Below are 20,484 nucleotides of genomic sequence, written 5' to 3'. Positions count from 1 at the left end.
AAGCGCGCGTCAGCCGAAGACAAGGGCATCCTCCTTTTTCCAGACCAGCGCGTAGCGGCTCTTTTCGACAAAGGCGGGCGGGCGCGAATGGCTGAGATGCGACTCGACCTCGAAGACGCGCCCGTCATTGAGCGCGAAGAAGGAGTTGATGGCCGCGCCGGAATATTCGCTGGCGATGAAATCGCCGTCGATGCGGATTTCTTCGGTGGAAATTACCGCATCGAAAGGGCGGATGGCGACGCGATCATGGCGGATGGCATAGCCCGGCTGCGGCGCTTTCCTCAGCGAAGCGTTCAGCGGGAAACGTCCCGCCTGGCTGACGAACTGATCGTCGACGACATCGCCGGCAAACAGATTGTAGCAGTTGAGAAAGCGCGCCACGGCCGCCGAGGCCGGACGATTATAGATCACATCGGAGGTCGCCGCCTGCGCAATGCGGCCCTGATCGAGCACCAAAACCATGTCGCCCATCGCCAGCGCTTCGGACTCGCTGCCCGTCACATGCAGAAAGGTGACGCCGCAGCGTTCGCGGATCGTCTTCAGCTCGGTTCGCATGCGGCTGCGCAAATTGGCGTCGAGCGCACCAAGCGGCTCGTCCAGGAGAACCATCTTCGGCTCCGTCACCAAGGTACGTGCCAGTGCAACGCGCTGGCGCTGGCCACCCGATATCTGCGTGACGGCGCGATCCTCCAACCCTTTCAGTCCGACGAGGGCCAGCATATCGCGGACCCTTGCGTTGACGATGGCGGGATCCGTGACCGGATCAACCTTCCTGTTGCGCAGCCCGAAGGCGACGTTATCGGTGACCGAGAGATGGGGAAAAAGAGCAAAATTCTGGAAGACGAAACCGATGCCGCGCGCATGCGGCTCGACCCCGTCGAGACGTTCGCCATGAAACAGGATCGAACCGGAATCGGGCTCCTCGAAACCGGCGATGACGCGCAGCAGCGTCGTCTTGCCCGAACCGCTGGGGCCAAGCAGCGAGATATAAGCGTCACCCGGCAGGGAAAAATCCACCGAGGCCAGCGCCGGTACGCCGCCATAGGACTTGGCGACTTGCTTGAGTTGAAGAACAGTCGACACCGATTTCCTACCAGTTCCAGGCAAGGACCATCCTCTGGACAAAGCTCCGCCGCGGCTCGGAATCGGATCGATCCGAGCGCTGGACGTCAGCCGTCACGCATGCATCACATGCGCTTCAAAGAGATGTTCCTTGGCGTTTCAACGAGTTCCACCTGTAGCGCTTCTGACGAGCGCCTTGATGTCCCGAAGCATTGCATAAATGATTTTTGTATTCAATAGACTTTTTCTGACAAAATGAAATGCGGCAATGATTAAAACTGCGAACGCTGAACCACAGGCATCGCGACAGACCGAACCGCACGAGCCACAACCGGTGAATTCGCTAGAATTCAGTGCATACAGCACCAACCGAAGAGTCGACGGACGCGACCTTCGCGCAAAAATTCCGTAAAATCGGGCACATACGGGCATGGCACCGCAATCCGGTCGCGCCATCCACTCGCATAAGCACCGTATAAAAATCAGACTTTGTATTCAATAACCATTTATTTTTGAGCTACTTTACCGCTATAAATAGCGTAAGAGTGAGGCATCGGAGTGATGTGGGCACATTGAATCAGATGACCGAATACGGCGCACGACCCAACGCGCAGAAGCGCTATGAGATCGCGGAGGATGTCCTGCGCAGCAACATCGAGGACAGCACGCTGCCGCTCGGCGTCGTGCTTCTCGAAGGCCCGATCGCTGAAATCCTGCAAATTTCGCGTGCGCCCGTGCAGCGTGCGCTTCAGGCCCTTGAAAGCGAAGGGCTCGTGCATCGCTTCAATGGTCGCGGCTATCTCGTCGGGCCTGCCAATCGGGGCATCGAGCCGAACCGAACCGACATCAAGACGCTGGGCCTGACCATCCCGCGCCATGCCGACGAGGCACTGCAAAGCCGCTCCTCCTGGGAACGGATCTACAACACCGTCGAGGCCGACGTGGCCGGCTGCGTCGTCTTCGGGCAATACCGCATCATCGAGATCGAACTGGCCAATCATTTCAACGTCAGCCGCACCGTGGTGCGCGACGTGCTGACGCGCCTGCGCGAGCGCGGTCTCGTGCGCAAGAACCAGTCGTCCCACTGGATCGCCGGACCGCTGACCGCGCAAATGATCAAGGATCATTTCGTGCTGCGCGGAATGCTCGAACCCCAGGCCTTGATCGCCGGGGCTGGGCATGTTGACCGCAACCGGCTGAGCGAGCTTTTTCAGCGCCTGTCCGAACTGGAAAGGCACGACATCGCCGATCATCTCAAGGCGCTGGAAGCCATTTATGCGGATTTCGTCGATATCTGCATTCTGGCGACGCCGAATGAGCGATTGAAGGAATCGATCCGCAACAATCTTCTGCCGGTGACGGCGACCGAGCGGCTGTTGCGGCGGCTTGGCCTGCCGGGCGACCCCGCCGTCATCACCGAGCTGCGCCTGGTAACGGAACTGCTGCTGCGCGGCGCAGTGACCGCCGCCGCCGCGATGATGGAAAGTCATCTGGACGCCTCGGTGAAACGCATGATCGCCCAGATGAAGATTGTTGCGATCATTCCCGGCCCAAGCGTGACGGCCGCCTATCTGACGCGCGTTCTCGAATAGAAGCAGGCGGCCGCCAAGCGGCTGCATGCTCTGTCTTCGGCGCGGTACTGACAAGACCACCATCGCTTTTTCCCTCACATCAGGGAAGCGCGCATGCGCTCGATCAGCGCCTGCCGCTCGGCCCTTGCCGCAAGCGCCTGTTCCATCGTCACCTCGACGAAGCGGGTCGGCGTATGCGGCTGCAATTGCCCGATCAGATCCATGTCGGCGGAGATCACCGTGCCGAGCATGAAGTAACCGCCGCCTGAGACGGCATCGCGGTGCAGAATGATCGGCTCAGTGCCGCCGGGCACCTGGATGGAGCCGTAGGGATAGCAACTATCGACGATGTTGGAGGGATCCGAACCGGCGCCGAAGGGTTGCTTGCGCTCGACAAATTCAAGCTTGCGGCCGCCACGAAACCGATAGCCCATGCGGTCGGCTTCGGGTGCGACTTTCCATGGATCGGCAAAGAAGCTCGTCTTGGCCTCGTCCGTCAGGCGATCCCAATAGAGGCCGGGCAGGACTCGCAGCTCAGCGGGTGTGCCCGGTTTGCGGCGCAGACCTTCTTCGACCGATCTGCCTTCCTGCACAACGGCGCCTTGCCCAACCGGAAGCTCGTCGCCCACCGCCAGCGCCCTGCCCTTGTAGCCGCCGAGCGCGCCGATCGGATAGGTCGAGCGGCTGCCAAGCGCCACGGGCACGTCGATGCCGCCCGACACCGCGATATAGATGCGCGCCCCGGACTTCAGGAAATCGAAGCTCAGGACCTGGCCAGCCTTGATCTTCAGCGTCGTCCATCCCGGCTGGGAAACGCCGTCGATCTTGGCCGGCATGTCGGCACCCGTTACCGCGATCACGGCATCATCCAGGAATTCAAGCTGTGGCCCCATGAACACCGCTTCAAGGCCCGCAGCACCCTCATCGTTGCCGACGAGACGGTTTGCCGCGCGCATGGCATAGCGGTCCATCGCGCCGCCGACAGGAATGCCGAGGTGAAAATAGCCCGGCCGGCCGAGATCCTGGACGGTGGTCGCCAGGCCATGATGAAGAACCTTAATGGCCATAGAGCACGCCCTCCAGCTTGGCATTGTAGCCATCGATATCGGTCTGATACTGCCGGAGATCGAAGCTGACCTCGCGGATCGGCGGGCTGAACAGGCCCTTGTCGACCTCCTCGACCGCCTTGTCGTAACCGTCGCGATCGATCGACTTGAACTTGACGATATCGCCGGGGCGGAAGAACACCATGAAGTCGCGCAGATAGCTTGTCGTCTGCGTCGGATCGAAGATCGGCATCGGCGTGATCCCGAACATCTGGTAGCCGCCCGCGCCGCGCACCGAATAGATGCAGCCGAAGCAGCCGCCATGGCCGACCGTCAGCCGTGGCGTATCGGTGCGAGGGCGCAGATATTTGGGGACCTCGATCTGCCGCTGCCGCTCGACCATCTGGTACATGAACGGCAGTCCGGCGACGAAGCCGACCATGGAAACGAACCAAGGCGAGCCGGCATGGGCGGCGATGAAATCGTCAACCGCGCCGTAGCCGTTGATCCCGGCGGCATAGTCGAGATCGGTGCCGGACGGCTCCTGATGGCGCTCGCGAAAACGCATCAGGGTTTCATGCGTCCAGGGGTCGTTGTAAAAGACCGGAATTTCGACGATCCGCGTCTTGATTACCGGCTCGGCCTTCTCGGCCACCCCTTCGATCGCCCGCACCTCCTTCAGAAGATCGTCGGGCTTGATCAGATCCGGGTTGAACTTGATCTGGAAGGAGGCATTGGCCGGGCAAATCTCAGTGACGCCCTTGATGGCGCTATCCCGAACGCCGGTTGCCATCGACAGGCTCTTGAAGAAGGCCTCGAGCGACATCTCATCGCTGCATTCGACGAAGAGATGTTCGTCGCCTCCGAATGTATAGCGTGCAGGCATCAGGCAACCTCCTGGGTCCGGCCGGCCAGAGCAACGAAATCATTGTCCAGCCAGTGTTCGAGAAAGCGGGTGTGGAAAGCGCCCTTGGCGACGCTCGCATCGCGCGCCAGCGCCAGGTGCAGCGGCACCGTGGTCGGCACGCCTTCGATGACGAGCGCCTGAAGCGCGATGCCCAGCTTTGCAAGGCAGGCGTCGCGCGTCTCGGCATGCACGATCAGCTTGCCGAGCAGGGAATCGTAGAAGGGCGGGATCGTATAGCCCTCGTAGAGCATCGTATCGAACCTTATGCCCTCGCCCTCGGGAATGGAGAGTTTCGTGATCGTTCCCGGCGACGGCTGGAACGCCTTGAACGGGTCTTCGGCGTTGATACGGCACTCGATCGCATGGCCGCTCGCCCTGATATCCCCCTGCAATACCGAAAGGGCCGCGCCGCCCGCCACCTTGAACATCTCCTGCACCAGGTCGAAACCGGCAATCATCTCGGTCACCGGATGTTCCACCTGGATGCGGGTGTTGACCTCTATGAAGTAGAAGTCGCCCGTCTCGTCGTCGTAGAGATATTCGACCGTGCCTGCGCCGCGATAGCCCACCTCGCGGGCGAGCGCCACGGCGCTTCCGCAGAGCCGCTCGCGTACATTGGCGGGCAGCAGGAAGGCAGGCGCCTCTTCCCAGACCTTCTGGCGCCGACGCTGCAGCGAGCATTCGCGCTCGAAGAAATGCACGAAATTCTGCCCGTCGCCGAAGATCTGCACCTCGACATGCCGGGCGCGGGTGATGACCTTTTCCATATAGAGGCCGCCATCGCCGAAGGCGGCGAGCGCCTCGGCCGAGGCAAGCGGAAATTGTTGCTCCAGCTCAGCGATATCGGCGACGATGCGAATGCCGCGCCCGCCACCGCCCGCCGCCGCCTTGATCATCACCGGAAAACCGATCCTTGCCGCCAGCGCCCGCGCCTCGTTAAGGCCGGCGACCCGCCCGTCGCTTCCCGGCACCGTCGGAACGCCGGCTTTCGCCGCCACCTGACGCGCCGCCACCTTGTCGCCCAGCATGCGGATCGCATCGCCGGAGGGGCCGATAAAGATCATGCCCGCCGCCTCGACGGCATCGGCGAACTCACCGTTTTCGGAGAGGAACCCATAGCCAGGATGCACGGCGTCGACGCCGGCCGCTTTAGCGGCGGCGATGACCGCCTCGATGTTCAGGTAGGATTTCTTCGGCGCAGGCGACCCGATGTCGATCGCCTCGTCCGCAAGCCTGACCGCCAGCATATCCGCGTCGGCGGCGCTATGGACCTGAACCGTGCGAATGCCGAGTGCCTTCGCCGCCTTGATGATCCGCACGGCGATTTCACCGCGATTGGCGATGAGCACGGACCGAATGGTCATTCCTCGACCTCCGCGATGACCTGCCCGGCCATGACGGGCTCTTCGTTGTCGACAAGAAATTTGATGTTCTTGCCGTTAAGGCCGGCGGGAATTTGCTGAAAGGTCTTCATGACCTCGATAAGGCCGATCGTGTCAGTGGCCGAAACGGCATCGCCATCTGCCTTGAAGGCCGGCACGTCCGGAGAGGAAGCCCTGTAGAAAGTTCCCGGAAGGGGCGATTTGATCTCAAGCTTACTCATGTGGCCTCCGCGCTATTTCGTTGTTCAGGAATTGGGAAACCGGAGCTATCCGAAGCCCCGCACCGACAAGCGCGGCCCGCATTTCTTGGGCGATCTCCAGCGCTCCCAGCGTGTCCGAGTGAAAACAAATGGATTCGAACTCGATGTCGATGTCGGCTCCGGTCACCGTGCGGACCTTGCCTTCGGTGCAGGCACGCAGAACCTTCTTCGCAATGGCCTTGGGATCGGGCCGACCGGCGTCGCGGGTGAAAACGATCCAGCCATTGTCGCCATAGTCGCGATCCGCGTAGAATTCGCGCACCGCCGGCTGTCCGACTTCGAGAGCGGCGATATGCGTTTCAGAACCTGCCATGCAGAAGACCGGCGTAGTCGGCGCCACCGTTCGCATATACTGGATGAAAATCCGGGAGAGCTCGGCACTAGCCGCCAGTTCCATGTAGAGCGCGCCATGCGGCTTTACATGCTGCACCGGCACGCCATGACGGCGGGCAAACTCGCGAAGCGCGCCCACCTGATAGATCAGGTCGTTGACGATCTCCTTGCTGGTCCCGCTGATTTTTCGCCGGCCGAAGCCCTGCAGATCGTTATAGCCCGGATGCGCGCCGACGCCGATCCCGTGCTCGGCGGCAAGACGCACCGTCTCATCCATAAGGTTCGGGTCGCCGGCATGAAAGCCGGTGGCGATATTGGCGGAACTGATGAGCGAAATGAGATGTTCGTCGCGCGTATCGCCGATACGCCACCGACCGAAGGCCTCTCCCATGTCACAATTGATGTCGACGACTTCTTTCAAGCGTATTTCCTCATGCTTGTTCTCAGCTGCGGCCGCAACGAAACGCTAGGAGGAAAATCAGGATTTGAAAAATACAATTTTCAATATGGCATTATCTGATAAATTGATACCGCCGCACAAAAAGGCGTCAGAATTATTCAATTTATTTCAGATAGTTAGTCAGATTGCATTGAATTACATCATCGCCCGCCAGCAGTTGTGGCTGCGATATCTGATTTAATTCGGGAATTTTTCAGATTAACCGATAGAGGAGAACGACGTTGAGTCTCAGCCTGCGCCAGCTTCGATACTTCGTCGCCACCGCCGAATACGGTCAGATCTCCCATGCCGCGATGAACCTTTCGATCTCGCAGTCTGCGGTGACGGCAGCGATCAAGGATCTCGAGCTGACGGTGGGCGTCATGCTGTTCAACAGGACACCGCAGGGTATGGAATTAACCGCCGCCGGTCGGCAGTTTCTCTCCCATGCCTATGAAATATTGGCGAAGGTCGACGAGGCCACGCATCTCAATCTCGTCAGCAGCGATATCGAAGGCGAACTGGTCGTCGCCGCGACCTATACGGTGATCGGATACTTCCTGCCTCTCCATATCGAACGCATGCGACGCCTCTATCCGCGGCTGCGCATCCAGCTATATGAAGTCAATCGCGAGACCATCGAGGAAGGGCTGCTGTCCAACCGCTACGATATCTCGGTGCTTCTGACCTCGAATATCCTGAACCCGATGCTGACCACGGAGACACTATTAAGTTCCGTTCGCCGCCTTTGGGTGCCGGCGCAGCATAACCTGTTAAGGCGCGACGGCGTCGGCCTTCGCGAGATTGCCGAGGAACCCTACATCATGCTGACCGTTGACGAGGCGGCGCATTCCTCGCTGAAATATTGGAGCGGCACGCCCTATCAGCCCAAGGTCTTGCTGAGGACGAGCTCCATCGAGGCAGTCCGCTCGATGGTCGCCAACAGCCTCGGCGTCGCCATCCTCTCCGATATGGTTCACAGACCCTGGTCGCTGGAGGGCCGGCGCATCGAAACGGTCAATATCCAGGACCCCATTCCACCGATGGATGTCGGGCTGGCGTGGCGGGCCAACAGCGAATTCTCACCCCAAATGCTCGCCTTCAGGCGATATTTCCAACAGGCTTTCGGGCTGCCGGGAACGAACGCTTAATTCGGGCGAGTTTCCGGTCTGCCGGTCGAGAGGCCCGCCGCGCCTATGTGGGCAGCGGGCCGAGTCCTTCAGCCTTCGATCACCAGACCCTTGGCCTTCAACACGGCTTCGAGATTGCTGACCTCGACGACCGACTTTCCAGCCTTGTAGGCCGCAATATAGCCCGCCTCGGCGTCTTCCCTGGCCTGCGCCAGCTTCGCAACCTCAACGGCCTCCGACTTGCGCACGACGACCAGACCGTCCGCATCGCCAACGATGATATCACCCGGGTGGACGATCTCGTCGCCGATCAGGATCGGTTCGTTGGTGGCGCCGAGCGTTTCCTTGACGGTGCCCTTGATGCAGACGCTGAGCGAAAACACCGGGAAGCCCAGATCGCGCAGTTGCAGCGTGTCACGCACGCCCGTGTCGGTCACCAGGCCGCCGATGCCCTTGGCAAGGCAGGCGTTGGCGAGGACATCACCGAACGAGCCGGCCTCTTCATATTCGCCGGCGGAGACGACGATGATGTCGCCGGGCTGCGCGTAGTTGATCGCCACCTGAAGCATGATGTTGTCGCGCGGCGCGCATTTGACGGTGAAGGCGGGGCCGCAGAGTTTCATCCGGTAATCGACCGGCTTAATCCGGGAAGACAGCGCGCCGCGGCGCCCTTGCGCTTCGTGAAGGGTCGCCGGCGAAAATTTCGCGATGGCCGCGATCTCTTCCTGGCTGGGACGATCGATCTTCTGCTTCAGTATCACCACTTCATGGTCCTCCAGACAAATTAGCAATTGCACGCCTGCTTCATCGGGCAGGCTGAAAACGTCGCATGATCGCGATACGGCGCGGCAAGACGCCGGCCGCATCGCCAGGTGCGCCGGGGCATTCGCGCCCCGTTCGCAAAATTACGGGATCGGATCGAACTTCAGTTCGGTGATCGGGACGACCTTGTCCGTGCGGGTCATCTTGTACTCGGTGTTCGGGCCGAGCCACTTGTCCCAGATCTTGTTGATCTCGCCGGACTTGTCGAGCGAGACCAGGACTTCGTTGATCTTCGCGGTCAGGGCCGGTTCGTCCTTTTTCATGCCGATGCCGATCGGCTGATAGAGCATCGGCTCTTCGATCATCCGCATCTCGGCACCCTTGGTCTTCGACTCGTTGACGATCTTCGTCGTCGTCATCGTGTTGGCGACCATGCCGCGCGCCTTGCCCTGCTGGACGGCGAGATAGGCCGACCCCGTATCCTGGAAGGTCAGCGGCTGCGACTTGTTGAGGCGGATGGAGAGCTCCGAGGTCGAGCCCTTGGTCGATGCCAGGCGAACGCCGGCGAAATCGGCCTTCTTCTGTCCGGCATCGCTCGCCTTGACGATCAGCATTTCCTTAGCCAGGTAATAAGGGTCGCTGAACTGGATCTGCTCGGAGCGGCTGACAGTATAGGCGAGATTGGCAACGGCGATATCGACATGGCCGAGCTTGACTTCGGGAACGCGCGCCTCGACGGAAACCGGCTTGATTTCCGGCTTCACGCCGAGCGCTTGGGCGATCGCGTCGCAGAGATCGACGTCGAAGCCGACCATCTCGCGCGTTTTCGGATCCGGAGATGCAAAGGGCGGAACGTCGGCAAAGGTTCCGCAACGGATCACCTTCGCCGTCATAATATCGGCCAGCTGATCCGCATTCGCCGACCCGGCCAGCGCGGTTGCTGCGAGCGCGAGGCCTAGGGTCCATGACTTCATGTTCATTGCAAAGTCTCCTGTGGGTTGGACGAAAATCAATGCCGCAAATCAGCGAGAAACCGCTGAGCACGCGCATGTTGCGGGTTGGAAAAGAATTCTTTCGGTGGCGCCGCCTCGAGGATCAGCCCGTCATCCATGAACCAGACGCGATCCGCGACATCGCGGGCAAATCCCATCTCATGGGTGACGCACATCATCGTCATGCCGTCGGCTGCCAGGGTCTTCATGACCGCAAGCACCTCGCCGACCATTTCCGGATCCAGCGCGCTTGTCGGCTCATCAAACAGCATCACCGGCGGCTCCATCGCCAAAGCGCGCGCGATCGCCACCCGCTGCTGCTGCCCGCCGGAAAGCTGGGCGGGAAAAGCGCCAGCCTTGTCGGCCAGCCCCACCCTGTCGAGAAGTTGCTTCGCCTTGTTGCGGGCGACATCGCGCGCAACACCCTTCACCCGGATCGGCGACATCGCGATATTGTCGATAACCGACAGATGCGGGAACAGGTTGAAGTTCTGGAACACGAAGCCGATGCGGCTGCGTCGGCGGTTCATCTCACTGGCAGGCACCGAGCCATGCATGTCATTGCCGTCGCAGGTAATCGATCCGCTGGCGATCTCCTCAAGCCGGTTCACCGTCCGGATCAGGGTGGACTTTCCCGAACCGGAAGGACCGCAGACGACAACAACCTCACCGCGCCCGACCTCGGCATCGATCCCCTTGAGGACTTCGAAATGGCCGTAGGACTTGCGCACTCCGGACAGCCGGATCATGGGCGGATTCTGGGAGGACTGGGTGAGGGTCATAGCGACTGATCCGTAAGAGCTTTGAGTTGCAGGACGTTCTCGGGCTTCTGTGCAGCCGTGCCGGCGCGCTTGCGAGTGATCCGACGCTCCAGAACCGATGCCACCTGGGACAACGACCAGCAGATCACGTAGTAGACGGCCGCCAGGATGAAGAAGACCTGGAATGGCTGGGTCAGGAGCTGATTGTTGATCTGGTTGGCCGCGAAGGTGAGATCCGGCACGTTGATCACGTATCCAAGCGTGGTGTCCTTGATGGTCGACACCAGAACCGAAAGGATGCTCGGGATGACATTGTACAGCGCTTGCGGCAGGACGACGTAGCGCATGGCGCCGAAGTAGCTGTGCCCAAGCGCGCGGGCCGCCTCCAGCTGGCCGTGCCCAAGCGCAAGGATACCGCCGCGCACGACCTCGCTCAGGAAAACGCCCTGATAGATGACCAGCGTCACAAGCATGGTGACGAAGCTCGGAACGTCGGCACCGGTCAGGAGGGGAACAAGGAAATAGCCCCAGAGAATGAGCATCAGCAGAGGTACGCCGCGCGTGAAATAAACAAGCGCGGTAACGGGCCAGTTGAGAAACGGCGACTTCGAAAGCCGGGCAAGCGCCAGGAGGATGCTAAACGGAAAGGCGAAGGCGATGGCCAGGACCGATAGGATCAGCGTCGCGGCAAGCCCGCCGATCGGGCCCTTCGGATACTGCCCGATAAGCAGCAGCAGCCAGTAGTCATGGATGATGTTGATGATGTCGCCAATCATGACCGTCCACTCCTGACCGGATCGGTTCTCCGAGTGACGTATGCGCCGGCAGTCATGATCATCAGCGAGAAGACGAGGTAGAGAACCGTCGCCAGCAGATAGGTCTCGAAAGTCAGAAAGCTGAGATTCTCCACTTCCTTGACGGCATAGGTCAGCTCCGCGACGCCGATCGCCACCGCCAGGCTGCTGTTCTGGAACAGGGAAACGCTATGATTGATCAGGGCCGGCAGCGCATTTCTGATCCCTTGCGGGATCATCACGAAGCGCATAGCCGAGATATATCCATGGCCGAGCGCGCGCGCCGCCTCCATTTGACCGGGGCTCACCGAGCGCAGGCCGGAGCGAAGATCCTCGCTGAAATAGGCTGCCTGACACAGGCCTAGCCCGATGATCGCAAAGGTCGCCTCGGCATTGTGATCGTTCAGCCAATCGGTGACCGGCTGCGGCATCAGGGCGAAAATGCCGAAATACCAGAGCATCAGCTGCACCAGCGTCGGGACATTCCGGTGATAGGAAACATAGGCGGTGACGACGGCATTACCGACCGGCCCGGGCGCATATCGCAGGCCAAGAAGGAGCATGGCAAGGGTCATCGCCAGAAGCCAGGAACCGATCGCCACGACAAAGGTCATCTCGACCCCGTGCAGCAGCATCGAGACATATTCCGGATTGCTCAGGATCGCGGAGAGATCGAGCTTGCCCACCGCCTTATTCCCCGTGCTTCGGAGACTGGGGCTTTGCCGTCTGCAAGCCACCCATCACCTGAAGGGTCGGCGTGATTTCCATATGGCCGATGTTCACGGCAACTGGTGCTGCGATCGCAAAGGCGATGGCATCGGCGATATCTTTTGCCTGGGGGAGCTCGAAACCATCGATGAAGCGTTCCCGCACCTCAGGGCTGTCGCCATGGACATGCGCGAAGATATCGGTGGCGACGCGGCCGGGGCAGATTTCCGTCACGCGCACCCGCTTGCCGAAGGCGTCGAGACGCAGCTGGTTCGACAGCATGCTGACGCCCGCCTTCGTCGCGTGATAGGAGGAGTTGCCGCCGAAATTATAAGCGCCAGCGATCGATGAGATGTTGATGACGTGACCGCGATCGCGCGCCACCATCCCCGGCACCACCATCCGGCAGAGGTGGAGGACGGCGCGCAGGTTGACGTCGACAAGGAGATCGATGTCACCTTCGTCGGCATCCAGGAATTTCTTGGGACGATCGACGCCGGCATTGTTGACCAGAATGTCGAACGGGATGCGCTTCGTCAGATCCGCAAGGGCCGCTTTGTCGGTAACGTCGATCACATGCGCGATGCAGCCGGTGCGTTCCGCCAGCTTCTGCAAAAGCTCGCCATTGCGCGCCACCGCGTGCACCTCAAGCCCCTCGGCGCAAAGGCGCTCGACGATAGCCGCCCCAATTCCGGAGGAGGCACCCGTGACCAGTGCGGTCTTATAATCGGAGAATGGCATCACTGTTCCCTTTTGTTTGCGAAACCTTAGCCGACCTTTCCGTCGTGCGATAATTCCGATTATCTTTGGAGGGATAAGCCTATCTTATGAAGGGTATCCGGCCGCATTCGGACATTGATTCCATTGGATGAATCCACATGTTTTCATAGCCGATGGCCGGCCGGCGGCGCTTCCGTCGTAGCGTTTTCCGCGTAAAAAGGGCTTGGGAGGGAATCTGTTGTAAACTAACAGTCAGGCTGTAACATGCCGGTCGGCTGCAATGGTGAGCATCAATCTCGAATGGATATCAGGCGTTTCAAATCGTTCGTTGTGATCGTTGATACCGGCAGCATCACAAGAGCTGCCGATATACTCCACATCGCACAGCCAGCACTCAGCCAGCAGCTCGCAGCCCTCGAGGAACACTTCGGAACGAAGCTCCTCATTCGAAGCCAGCAAGGCGTCGTCATGACGGATGCCGGCGCCGAGCTTTACCGGCACGCCCAGATCATCCTGCGCCAGATGGAACAGGCCCACGCCGATGTGGTCGCGGCGGGCAAGCACCTCGCGGGCCGGGTCTCCGTCGGCCTCACGCCGTTCAGCGGTGCAGCAACACTCTCCTTCGAGCTTCTGGCCGAAACAAGGCGTCGCCATCCGGGCATCATGCTTCACCTCACCGAAAGCGTCGGGCAGACGTACAGTCAGATGCTGATGAACAACCGGCTCGAAATCGCGCTGATCCATGGCGCCGGCCCGATGAAAGGCCTGCGGTTCTCCCCCCTTCTCCGGGAGGATTTCTACCTTGTCGCGCATGAGAAATTCGGCATCGAAGCCAGCGATGGCCCGATTGCCATTTCAGCGCTCGAATCCCTGCCGTTTCTGTTGCCGCCGCCCTACAATTTCGTGCGCCGGGCAGTGGAGACCGCCTTCTCGCGAAGCCGCACCAATCTGACGGTGATCGGCGAGGTCGAGGTCATCCGGACGCTGGCGCGGGCCGTCGGCACCGGCCTCGGCGCAACCATCATGCCCAAGGCAGTCGCCGACCGCATCGTGTCCGAGGGCACCGGTCCGATCGTTTCCCGGAGCATCTCGCCGAAGATCGAGGAGACGCTGTCGCTTTGCGTGTCCGAACACGCATCGCTCTCCGACCCCGCCGCCACCGTGCAGGACATTCTCCGGGAGCTGACCGAGCGGCTGAAGCAGTAAATGCCCGTCGCCGCCCTGCCTGCCTCATCATGCTATTTCAGGTCCCATCCTATTTCAGATCATGGCAGAACTGCGCGATGCGCGCGCAGCCGTCGGCAAGCTTCTCCATGCTGGTGGCGTAGGAGATGCGGAAGAACGGGCTCATGCCATAGGCCGCGCCCTGCACGGTCGCCACATGTTGCTCATCGACGAGCCCCATGACGAAGTCCGCATCGTTTTCTATTTTACGGCCGGACTTGCTGGTCTTGCCGATAAGGCCGGCAACGCTGGGGAAAATGTAGAACGCCCCTTCCGGCTTGTGGCATGTCAGCCCTTCGATACCGGCGAGCTTGTCGAGAACGAAATCGCGGCGCTGCTTATAGATCGCCGCCCGCTCCTTCAGAAGGTCCTGCGGGCCGTCCAGCACCGCCACGGCGGCGGCCTGGGTGATCGTGGACGTTCCACCGCTGTTCTGGCCGTTGACGTTGCTGATGGCGGAGATCAAATCCTTTGGTCCGCCGCAGTAGCCCAGCCGCCATCCCGTCATGGCATAGGCCTTGGACGCGCCGTTGACGGTCAGCACCCTGTCGTAGAGACGCGGCTCGACTTCGGCGATCGTGCAAAATTCGAAATCGTCGTAGATCAGATGCTCATAGATGTCGTCGGTCATGATCCACACATCCGGATGGCGCAGCATGACTTCAGCGATCGCGGCCATCTCAGCCCGCGAGCAGGCAGCACCCGTCGGATTATTGGGAAAATTCAGGAACAGCCATTTCGTCTTTGGCGTGATCACCGCCTCCAGATCCTCAGCACGCAGCTTGAAACCGTTCTCCTGTTTGCATGCGACGGGAACAGGCACGCCACCCGCGAAGCGGACGATGTCGGCATAGCTGATCCAGCCCGGCGCGGGGATCACCACCTCGTCTCCCGGATTGCAGGTCGCGAGAATGGCGTTGAAGATCACCTGCTTGCCACCGCCGGCGACGACGATCTGGCTCGGATCATAGTCGAGCCCGTTTTCCCGCTTGAACTTGCGCGCAATCGCCGTTCTCAGGGCAAGCGTGCCGTCGAGCGGCGGATATTTGGTATCGCCGGCAAGCGCCGCGGCATGGGCGGCCTCGATCGCATGAGACGGCGTTGGGAAATCCGGCTCGCCGGACGACAGGGAAACGACATTGATCCCCTTCGATGCAAGGTCTCGGGCGCGCTGTGTCATGGCGGCGGAGGCGGATATAGAAACATTCTTGAGGCGGTCGGCTAAGGTCGGCATTGTTTTGCTGCTTTCGGTGATCGTTGAAATGTTGGCTTGCGGCCGGGCTGTTCAGGCAAGGACATCGCGGGCCGGCGCGATCGTCGCTCCGGCGGCCTCGATCTCGCTGCGGACGATCCTTGCCAGTTCGAGTGATCCCGGCGTGTCGCTATGGACCAGGATCGAGCGTGCCCGCACCTCGACCGTCCGGTTGTCGATGGTCGTGACCGTTCCGCTCTCCAGAAATTGCCGCACGCGCGCGCGGACCTTGGCTTCTTCCTTGATGACGGAATTCGGCAGCTTGCGCGACACGAGTTGGCCGGCGGCGTCATAGGCCCGATCCGCGAGGAAGAGCGTCAGCGTGCTCAATCCCGCGCGTTTCGCGGCCTGCTCTATCTCCGTGTCGGGCATGGAGAAGACGATGAGATCGGGATCCACGGAGCTGATCGCTTGCATGATCAGGTCGGCGAGTGCTGCATCTCGGTTGATCATATTGCCCATGGCGGCGTGGAAGCCGATATGGGCGACCGGAACCCCCTCGCCCTTGGCGATAGCCGTCAGCGCCCCCAATTGATAGAGGACCTGCTGGCGCATCTCATCCGCCTCGACCGGCATTTCCCGGCGCCCGAAACCGAGGCGGTCGGGAAAGCCCGGATGCGCGCCGACACCTACGCCGCGAGCCTTCGCCAGCCGCACCATGCGCGCCATGGTCTCCGGGTCGCCGGCGTGGAAACCGCATGCGATATTCGCCGACGAGACCACGTCCATCAGCGCCTCATCGTCGCAGAGCCGGTAGGGTCCGAAACCCTCGCCCATGTCCGAGTTGAGATCGATCTTCATCGTTTCCTCTCCTGTCTTGCTTTGCTCTATTTGAACGCTATCGGCGCGACATGGCTGCGAGCGCCTGAGCGAGCATCGGTACCGTACGTCTGATATCGTCGAGATAGGATTTTACCGCCTGTTCGGCAGCGCGCGCCTCGGCAACATCGGAGCGAATGAACCGGATGCGGCTGCCAATGCGCGCCTGGCCCAGCCGCCAGAGATCGACCTCCGCCACGCCGGCAATCTTGGGATAGCCGCCGGCCGTATTGGCATCGCTCATCTGGATGATCGGCTCTCCCGCCGGCGGCATCTGCACGACGCCCGGAACAACGCCGTGCGAGCGCATCTCCATGGGCGCGGCAAGCACGATGGGGTCGCCCGAAAGCCGGTAGCCGGTGCGATCGCTTTGGGACGAGATCTTCCATGTCTGCGTCCAGAAGCGTTCCGCCTCGTCGCCGAAAAGCGCATATTCTCCGGCCGGGATGGCCCGAACGAGAAGCACGCCGTCTTCCGGAGCCGGGAAATGCGCGGCAAGCGCCGTTTCCGGCGGCATGGCACCGAAGCCGGCATCCGGCACGGCGCTGCCCGCCATATCGGCGATACCCAAGCAATCATTCGCCGCCAGAAAGCGGCCCTCCAGTCCACCGAAGCCGCCGCGCAGCGAGGTGCTGCGCGAGCCCATCACCGGCTCAACGTCCAGTCCACCGGCAAAGCAGAGGTAGGCGCGAGCAGACTGGAGAGGTGTCCCGAGCTCCAGCACCTGTCCCGCCGAAACCGGCATTGCCCACCAGGGCGGCAGCGGCCGCCCGTCGAGGCGCGCGTCGCAATCCGCGCCGGTGACGGCAACGACCGTGTCCTTCTCGAACCGAAGGCGAAACGGGAAGGTCTGGATCTCAAGGGCCGCCGCCCCGTCCTCATTGCCAAGCAACAGATTGCCGACGGTGAGTGCCAGCCTGTCCATCGCGCCGCTCGACGTGACGCCGATGTTCCGGTAGCCGAAGCGGCCGAGGTCCTGCACTGTGTTCAGTGGTCCGGTTTGAAGAACTTCGATCACAGCTCGATCCTTTCAGGAAGGAAGCGAACCTTGTCGCCCGGGGCCAGCAGCGCCGGCGGCGTCCTCGCGGGATCGAATACGGAAAGCTCCGCGAAACCGATGGAGTTCCAGCCGTTCGGACCCGTCAGCACTGACACACCCGTCTGCATACCGCCGATCGTCACCGTGCCCTTGAGCATTCTCAGCGACGGCACAGTCTTGCGCGGCATGTAGATGCGCGGATCAAGGCCGTGCAGATAGCCAAACCCCGGGGCGCTTCCGAGCGCGAAAACGGTGTAATTGCCTTCAACATGCAGTTGGACGACCTCACGGTCGCTCAGGCCGGAGAAGTCACAAACGGCCGCGAGATCCGTTGCATGCTCACCGCCATAGGTCACCGGAATCTCGATCGTCTTGCCGGCAAGATCGATACCACGGGCACGATCCCATTCCTGCCTCAGCCGAGCCTCCACCTGGTCCGGCTCCTCGGGCGTCTGCCTGAGGATCACCAGAAGGTTGGTAACCCCTGGGACGATTTCGCGAACCTCGGACCACGTCTCCACCGCCTTGGCCAAAGCCCAGATCCGCCTCTGGGTCGGAAGATCGAAATCCCCCGGCGCTTCCACCAGATAGGCGCTGGTGCCGATGACGGAGATTTTCGGAGCAGCGGCAAGGACGGGAGAGATGAGCCCTGGTGTTGAGAGAGCTGTAGCTTGCATGTCGGTCATTGTGCTGGCTCGATCGAAAAAATGGTGTCGCCATAGCCGACGAGATCACCGGCCTTGACCGAACATTCGTTCAGCGTGCCGACCTCGGGCGTGCGAACCGGCAGCAGGAGCGGTCCCACCTTTACGAAGCCGACGATATCCCCGGCGGCAACAGCGGTGTCTGCCGCAGGCACACCGCGAGCTGGATGCGCGTCGAGAAAATGTCCGGCGAAAGGCGCCTTGGCGGCTGCGACGCTCGCAGGTGCCGTCGGAACCATGCCGCGCAATCCATCATCGACATGATGAGAAACCTGGTCGTCCATGACGATCCGAACATGACGGCCGTCCTCCGCCTCGATCTCGATCGCGCTTGCGCCGGCACTTTCCAGCCAGGTGGCAATCTGCTGCATGACCGCCGGGTCGGTGAAGTCTTCGGTCATCGCCTTGGCCTGTCGCTTTGCTCGCTTCATCATTGCTTCCGCTCGCTCAGCCAGTGCTCAAGATGATGGATGTCCGTTCCGCCGGCTCTGAAAGCCGGATCCTCGAAAACTTCCCGATGGAGCGGAAGATTGGTCGCGATGCCCTCGATCATCGTATCCGCCAGCGCGATCTGCATGCGACGGATCGCCTGGTCGCGCGTCGGCGCATGCACGATCAGCTTGGCGATCAGCGAGTCGTAATGGGGCGACACCTTGTAGCCGGTCGTAACATGGCTATCGACACGGACACCGGGACCTGCCGGAAACCGCGCATTGGTGATCCTGCCTGGAGACGCGGCAAAGGTGAACGGATCTTCCGCATTGATGCGGCACTCGAAGGAATGGCCCGATGTCTGAACATCCCCTTGGGAAATCTCGAGCGGCAGGCCCTGGGCGACGCGAAGCTGCTCGCCGACGATATCGATGCCCGAGGTCATTTCCGTGACCGGATGCTCGACCTGAAGACGCGTATTCATTTCGATGAAATAGAAGGCGCCGTTCTCATAGAGAAACTCGAATGTACCCACGCCCCGGTAACCGATGCGGCGGCATGCCTCCACGCAACGCTCGCCGACAGCCGCCGCGATCTCCGCCGGTATGCCGGGCGCCGGCGCTTCCTCCACTACCTTCTGATGACGTCGCTGCGTCGAGCAATCGCGGTGACCGAGCCATACGGCGTTGCCGTGGTTGTCGCAAAGAACCTGGATCTCGACATGCCTGGGATGCTCAAGGAATTTCTCGAGATAGAGCTCCGGCGTGCCGAAGGCTCTTCTGGCTTCTTCCCGCGTTACCGACACGGCATCTTCAAGCGCCGAGGCGTCGCAAACGACGCGCATGCCGCGCCCCCCGCCGCCGCCCGCAGCCTTCACGATCACCGGATAGCCGATGTCGCGCGCAATCTCCCTGATTGTCGCGATATCCTCGGGGAGCGCCGTATCCGGGCCAGGCACACAGGGTACGCCAGCCTCGATCATGGCCCGCTTGGCAGCGATCTTGTCGCCCATCATCCGGATCGCCGAGGCAGGCGGCCCGACGAACACCAAGCCGGCATCCTCCACGGCTTGGGCAAAGCCCGCATTCTCCGACAGGAACCCGTATCCCGGATGGATAGCCTCTGCCCCCGTCGTTCGCGCGGCAAGCAGGATGGCGGCCTGGTTGAGATAGCTTTGACCCGGCGCCGAAGGCCCGATGCAGACGAATTCATCGGCCGTCGCCCCGTAAGGCGCATCCCGATCGGCTTCCGAGCAGATCATCACCGAACGCAGGCCCAGCTCACGGCATGCCCGCTGAATGCGCAACGCGATCTCGCCGCGATTGGCGATCAACACCGTGCCGAACCGGCGGTCCTTTTCGCACGCCGACATCAGCCGATCTCCATCAAAGGCTGCCCGGCTTCCACTTCCTGACCGTCATCGGCCAGGATACGCAGGATCGGCCCCGTTTTGTGCGCCGACACCGTATTGAAAACTTTCATCGCCTCGATGATGCAGAGGCTCTGGCCCGCTTCGACAACATCGCCCACCTTGACGAAGGGAGGCGCACCGGGGCTTGGCGAACGGTGCAGCAGCCCGAAAACAGGCGCGGCCAGCATTTGGGCGGCCTTATCGGCTTCAGGCGCTATAGCTTCAGTGACGACGGGGGAGCGCGCAGGCCGTTGCCGTGCAACGGTCGAATTTTCCGTGGCGGTCGCCTGCCTGGACATGCCGTTCGAGATCCGCACGGTCGTCCCGTCCTGGCTCACGACCAGTTCGGAAATGCGTGACCGACCGACAAATTCGATCAGCGTTTTGATCTTTTGCAGATCCATACTCTCTCCACCATCCACGGCGTTCGACTTGCCTCTCCGCGTCGGACTGGAGGCAAGTGCAAGGCGTGGCCGACCAGTCGAAGCGATCAGGATAGTTACACAACGCCTTGGCTGATGGGGGCAGACAAAGTTTCAATGGAGCACCAGTCGAGGCGCGAAGGGTGCATCGAAACAAAACGTCATAAATAATGTGATTTTGTCGTTTTACATTGTTATCTAGCTGGATATGTTGATGTGCGCTTAAGTGGGATTTCGTGTGTGGGGGAATGGTTTGAAAAACTTGAGGCAAGCGCCTGTGGGTGTCGTCAGTTTGCGAAATCACCGTTCTCATG

Annotated in this window: 22 protein-coding genes; 3 read left to right on the top strand and 19 right to left on the bottom strand. The window is 61.1% G+C overall.

Features of this window, described 5'->3' with window-relative positions; all coding sequences use genetic code 11:
- Positions 1-9 precede the first annotated feature (9 nt).
- A complete protein-coding gene (locus AC1RO0_RS16210) occupies positions 10-1,083 on the bottom strand; it encodes an ABC transporter ATP-binding protein (protein WP_498593908.1) in 1,074 nt (357 codons plus the stop codon).
- Positions 1,084-1,643: 560 nt separating this feature from the next.
- Between AC1RO0_RS16210 and AC1RO0_RS16205 the strand changes: the two genes are divergently transcribed.
- The gene (locus AC1RO0_RS16205) at positions 1,644-2,654 is read left to right on the top strand and encodes a GntR family transcriptional regulator (RefSeq protein WP_498594037.1); all 1,011 of its coding nucleotides are present in this window, start codon (positions 1,644-1,646) and stop codon (positions 2,652-2,654) included.
- A gap of 74 nt (positions 2,655-2,728) precedes the next feature.
- Here the strand turns inward: AC1RO0_RS16205 and AC1RO0_RS16200 are convergent, their stop codons facing one another.
- From AC1RO0_RS16200 to AC1RO0_RS16180, 5 genes are read right to left on the bottom strand one after another with little or no spacing between them, the layout of a single operon-like run.
- Entirely contained in the window at positions 2,729-3,700 is a 972-nt protein-coding gene (locus tag AC1RO0_RS16200; protein WP_498593907.1) for a 5-oxoprolinase subunit C family protein, read from the bottom strand.
- A complete protein-coding gene (locus tag AC1RO0_RS16195) occupies positions 3,690-4,565 on the bottom strand; it encodes a 5-oxoprolinase subunit B family protein (protein WP_498593906.1) in 876 nt (291 codons plus the stop codon). The genes AC1RO0_RS16200 and AC1RO0_RS16195 overlap by 11 nt, the downstream gene beginning before the upstream one ends.
- Positions 4,565-5,950 (bottom strand): acetyl-CoA carboxylase biotin carboxylase subunit, encoded by a 1,386-nt coding sequence (locus AC1RO0_RS16190; RefSeq protein WP_498593905.1) that lies wholly within the window; start codon positions 5,948-5,950, stop codon positions 4,565-4,567. Before AC1RO0_RS16190 ends, AC1RO0_RS16195 begins: the two co-directional genes overlap by 1 nt.
- Positions 5,947-6,189 (bottom strand): acetyl-CoA carboxylase, encoded by a 243-nt coding sequence (locus AC1RO0_RS16185; RefSeq protein ID WP_498593904.1) that lies wholly within the window; start codon positions 6,187-6,189, stop codon positions 5,947-5,949. Before AC1RO0_RS16185 ends, AC1RO0_RS16190 begins: the two co-directional genes overlap by 4 nt.
- A complete protein-coding gene (locus AC1RO0_RS16180; protein WP_498593903.1) occupies positions 6,182-6,982 on the bottom strand; it encodes a 5-oxoprolinase subunit PxpA in 801 nt (266 codons plus the stop codon). Before AC1RO0_RS16180 ends, AC1RO0_RS16185 begins: the two co-directional genes overlap by 8 nt.
- A 260-nt stretch (positions 6,983-7,242) precedes the next feature.
- On the opposite strand from AC1RO0_RS16180, the gene AC1RO0_RS16175 reads away from it, so the two are divergent.
- Complete coding sequence (locus AC1RO0_RS16175; protein WP_498593902.1) at positions 7,243-8,151, top strand: LysR family transcriptional regulator; 909 nt, start codon at positions 7,243-7,245, stop codon at positions 8,149-8,151.
- Positions 8,152-8,219: 68 nt separating this feature from the next.
- On the opposite strand, the gene AC1RO0_RS16170 is transcribed toward AC1RO0_RS16175, so the two are convergent.
- The 6 genes from AC1RO0_RS16170 to AC1RO0_RS16145 form a co-directional block, all read right to left on the bottom strand.
- Entirely contained in the window at positions 8,220-8,894 is a 675-nt protein-coding gene (locus AC1RO0_RS16170; protein WP_498593901.1) for a 4-carboxy-4-hydroxy-2-oxoadipate aldolase/oxaloacetate decarboxylase, read from the bottom strand.
- Positions 8,895-9,035: 141 nt separating this feature from the next.
- A complete protein-coding gene (locus tag AC1RO0_RS16165) occupies positions 9,036-9,872 on the bottom strand; it encodes an ABC transporter substrate-binding protein (protein ID WP_498593900.1) in 837 nt (278 codons plus the stop codon).
- A gap of 29 nt (positions 9,873-9,901) precedes the next feature.
- The gene (locus tag AC1RO0_RS16160) at positions 9,902-10,666 is read right to left on the bottom strand and encodes an amino acid ABC transporter ATP-binding protein (RefSeq protein WP_498593899.1); all 765 of its coding nucleotides are present in this window, start codon (positions 10,664-10,666) and stop codon (positions 9,902-9,904) included.
- Positions 10,663-11,421, bottom strand: coding sequence for an amino acid ABC transporter permease (locus AC1RO0_RS16155; RefSeq protein ID WP_498593898.1), 759 nt, complete (start codon positions 11,419-11,421; stop codon positions 10,663-10,665). The genes AC1RO0_RS16160 and AC1RO0_RS16155 overlap by 4 nt, the downstream gene beginning before the upstream one ends.
- A complete protein-coding gene (locus tag AC1RO0_RS16150; RefSeq protein ID WP_498593897.1) occupies positions 11,418-12,125 on the bottom strand; it encodes an amino acid ABC transporter permease in 708 nt (235 codons plus the stop codon). Before AC1RO0_RS16150 ends, AC1RO0_RS16155 begins: the two co-directional genes overlap by 4 nt.
- Before the next feature lie 4 nt (positions 12,126-12,129).
- Complete coding sequence (locus tag AC1RO0_RS16145) at positions 12,130-12,888, bottom strand: SDR family oxidoreductase (protein ID WP_498593896.1); 759 nt, start codon at positions 12,886-12,888, stop codon at positions 12,130-12,132.
- Positions 12,889-13,167: 279 nt separating this feature from the next.
- Here AC1RO0_RS16145 and nac point away from each other — a divergent pair, with 279 nt between their 5' ends.
- The gene (gene nac, locus AC1RO0_RS16140; RefSeq protein ID WP_498593895.1) at positions 13,168-14,073 is read left to right on the top strand and encodes a nitrogen assimilation transcriptional regulator NAC; all 906 of its coding nucleotides are present in this window, start codon (positions 13,168-13,170) and stop codon (positions 14,071-14,073) included.
- Between the two features lie 49 nt (positions 14,074-14,122).
- Here nac and AC1RO0_RS16135 read toward each other — a convergent pair whose 3' ends face one another.
- Genes AC1RO0_RS16135 through accB form a run of 7 tightly spaced genes read right to left on the bottom strand, consistent with a single transcriptional unit; the run spans position 14,123 to position 20,152 of the window.
- Positions 14,123-15,325, bottom strand: coding sequence for a pyridoxal phosphate-dependent aminotransferase (locus AC1RO0_RS16135; protein ID WP_498593894.1), 1,203 nt, complete (start codon positions 15,323-15,325; stop codon positions 14,123-14,125).
- Positions 15,326-15,376: 51 nt separating this feature from the next.
- Complete coding sequence (locus AC1RO0_RS16130) at positions 15,377-16,144, bottom strand: 5-oxoprolinase subunit PxpA (protein ID WP_498593893.1); 768 nt, start codon at positions 16,142-16,144, stop codon at positions 15,377-15,379.
- Positions 16,145-16,181: 37 nt separating this feature from the next.
- Entirely contained in the window at positions 16,182-17,180 is a 999-nt protein-coding gene (locus AC1RO0_RS16125) for a 5-oxoprolinase subunit C family protein (protein WP_498593892.1), read from the bottom strand.
- Positions 17,177-17,887, bottom strand: a complete 711-nt coding sequence (pxpB, locus tag AC1RO0_RS16120) for a 5-oxoprolinase subunit PxpB (RefSeq protein ID WP_498593891.1) — start codon at positions 17,885-17,887, stop codon at positions 17,177-17,179. The genes AC1RO0_RS16125 and pxpB overlap by 4 nt, the downstream gene beginning before the upstream one ends.
- Positions 17,884-18,336, bottom strand: coding sequence for a hypothetical protein (locus AC1RO0_RS16115; protein WP_498593890.1), 453 nt, complete (start codon positions 18,334-18,336; stop codon positions 17,884-17,886). The genes pxpB and AC1RO0_RS16115 overlap by 4 nt, the downstream gene beginning before the upstream one ends.
- The gene (gene accC / locus AC1RO0_RS16110; protein ID WP_498593889.1) at positions 18,336-19,709 is read right to left on the bottom strand and encodes an acetyl-CoA carboxylase biotin carboxylase subunit; all 1,374 of its coding nucleotides are present in this window, start codon (positions 19,707-19,709) and stop codon (positions 18,336-18,338) included. The genes AC1RO0_RS16115 and accC overlap by 1 nt, the downstream gene beginning before the upstream one ends.
- Positions 19,709-20,152, bottom strand: a complete 444-nt coding sequence (gene accB, locus AC1RO0_RS16105) for an acetyl-CoA carboxylase biotin carboxyl carrier protein (RefSeq protein WP_498593888.1) — start codon at positions 20,150-20,152, stop codon at positions 19,709-19,711. The genes accC and accB overlap by 1 nt, the downstream gene beginning before the upstream one ends.
- Positions 20,153-20,484: the final 332 nt, after the last annotated feature.

Source organism: Rhizobium sp. GW821-FHT14E12 (assembly GCF_058803745.1).
The sequence above is the reverse complement of the archived record's forward strand: the minus strand, read 5'-3'. Positions and strand labels throughout refer to the sequence as shown.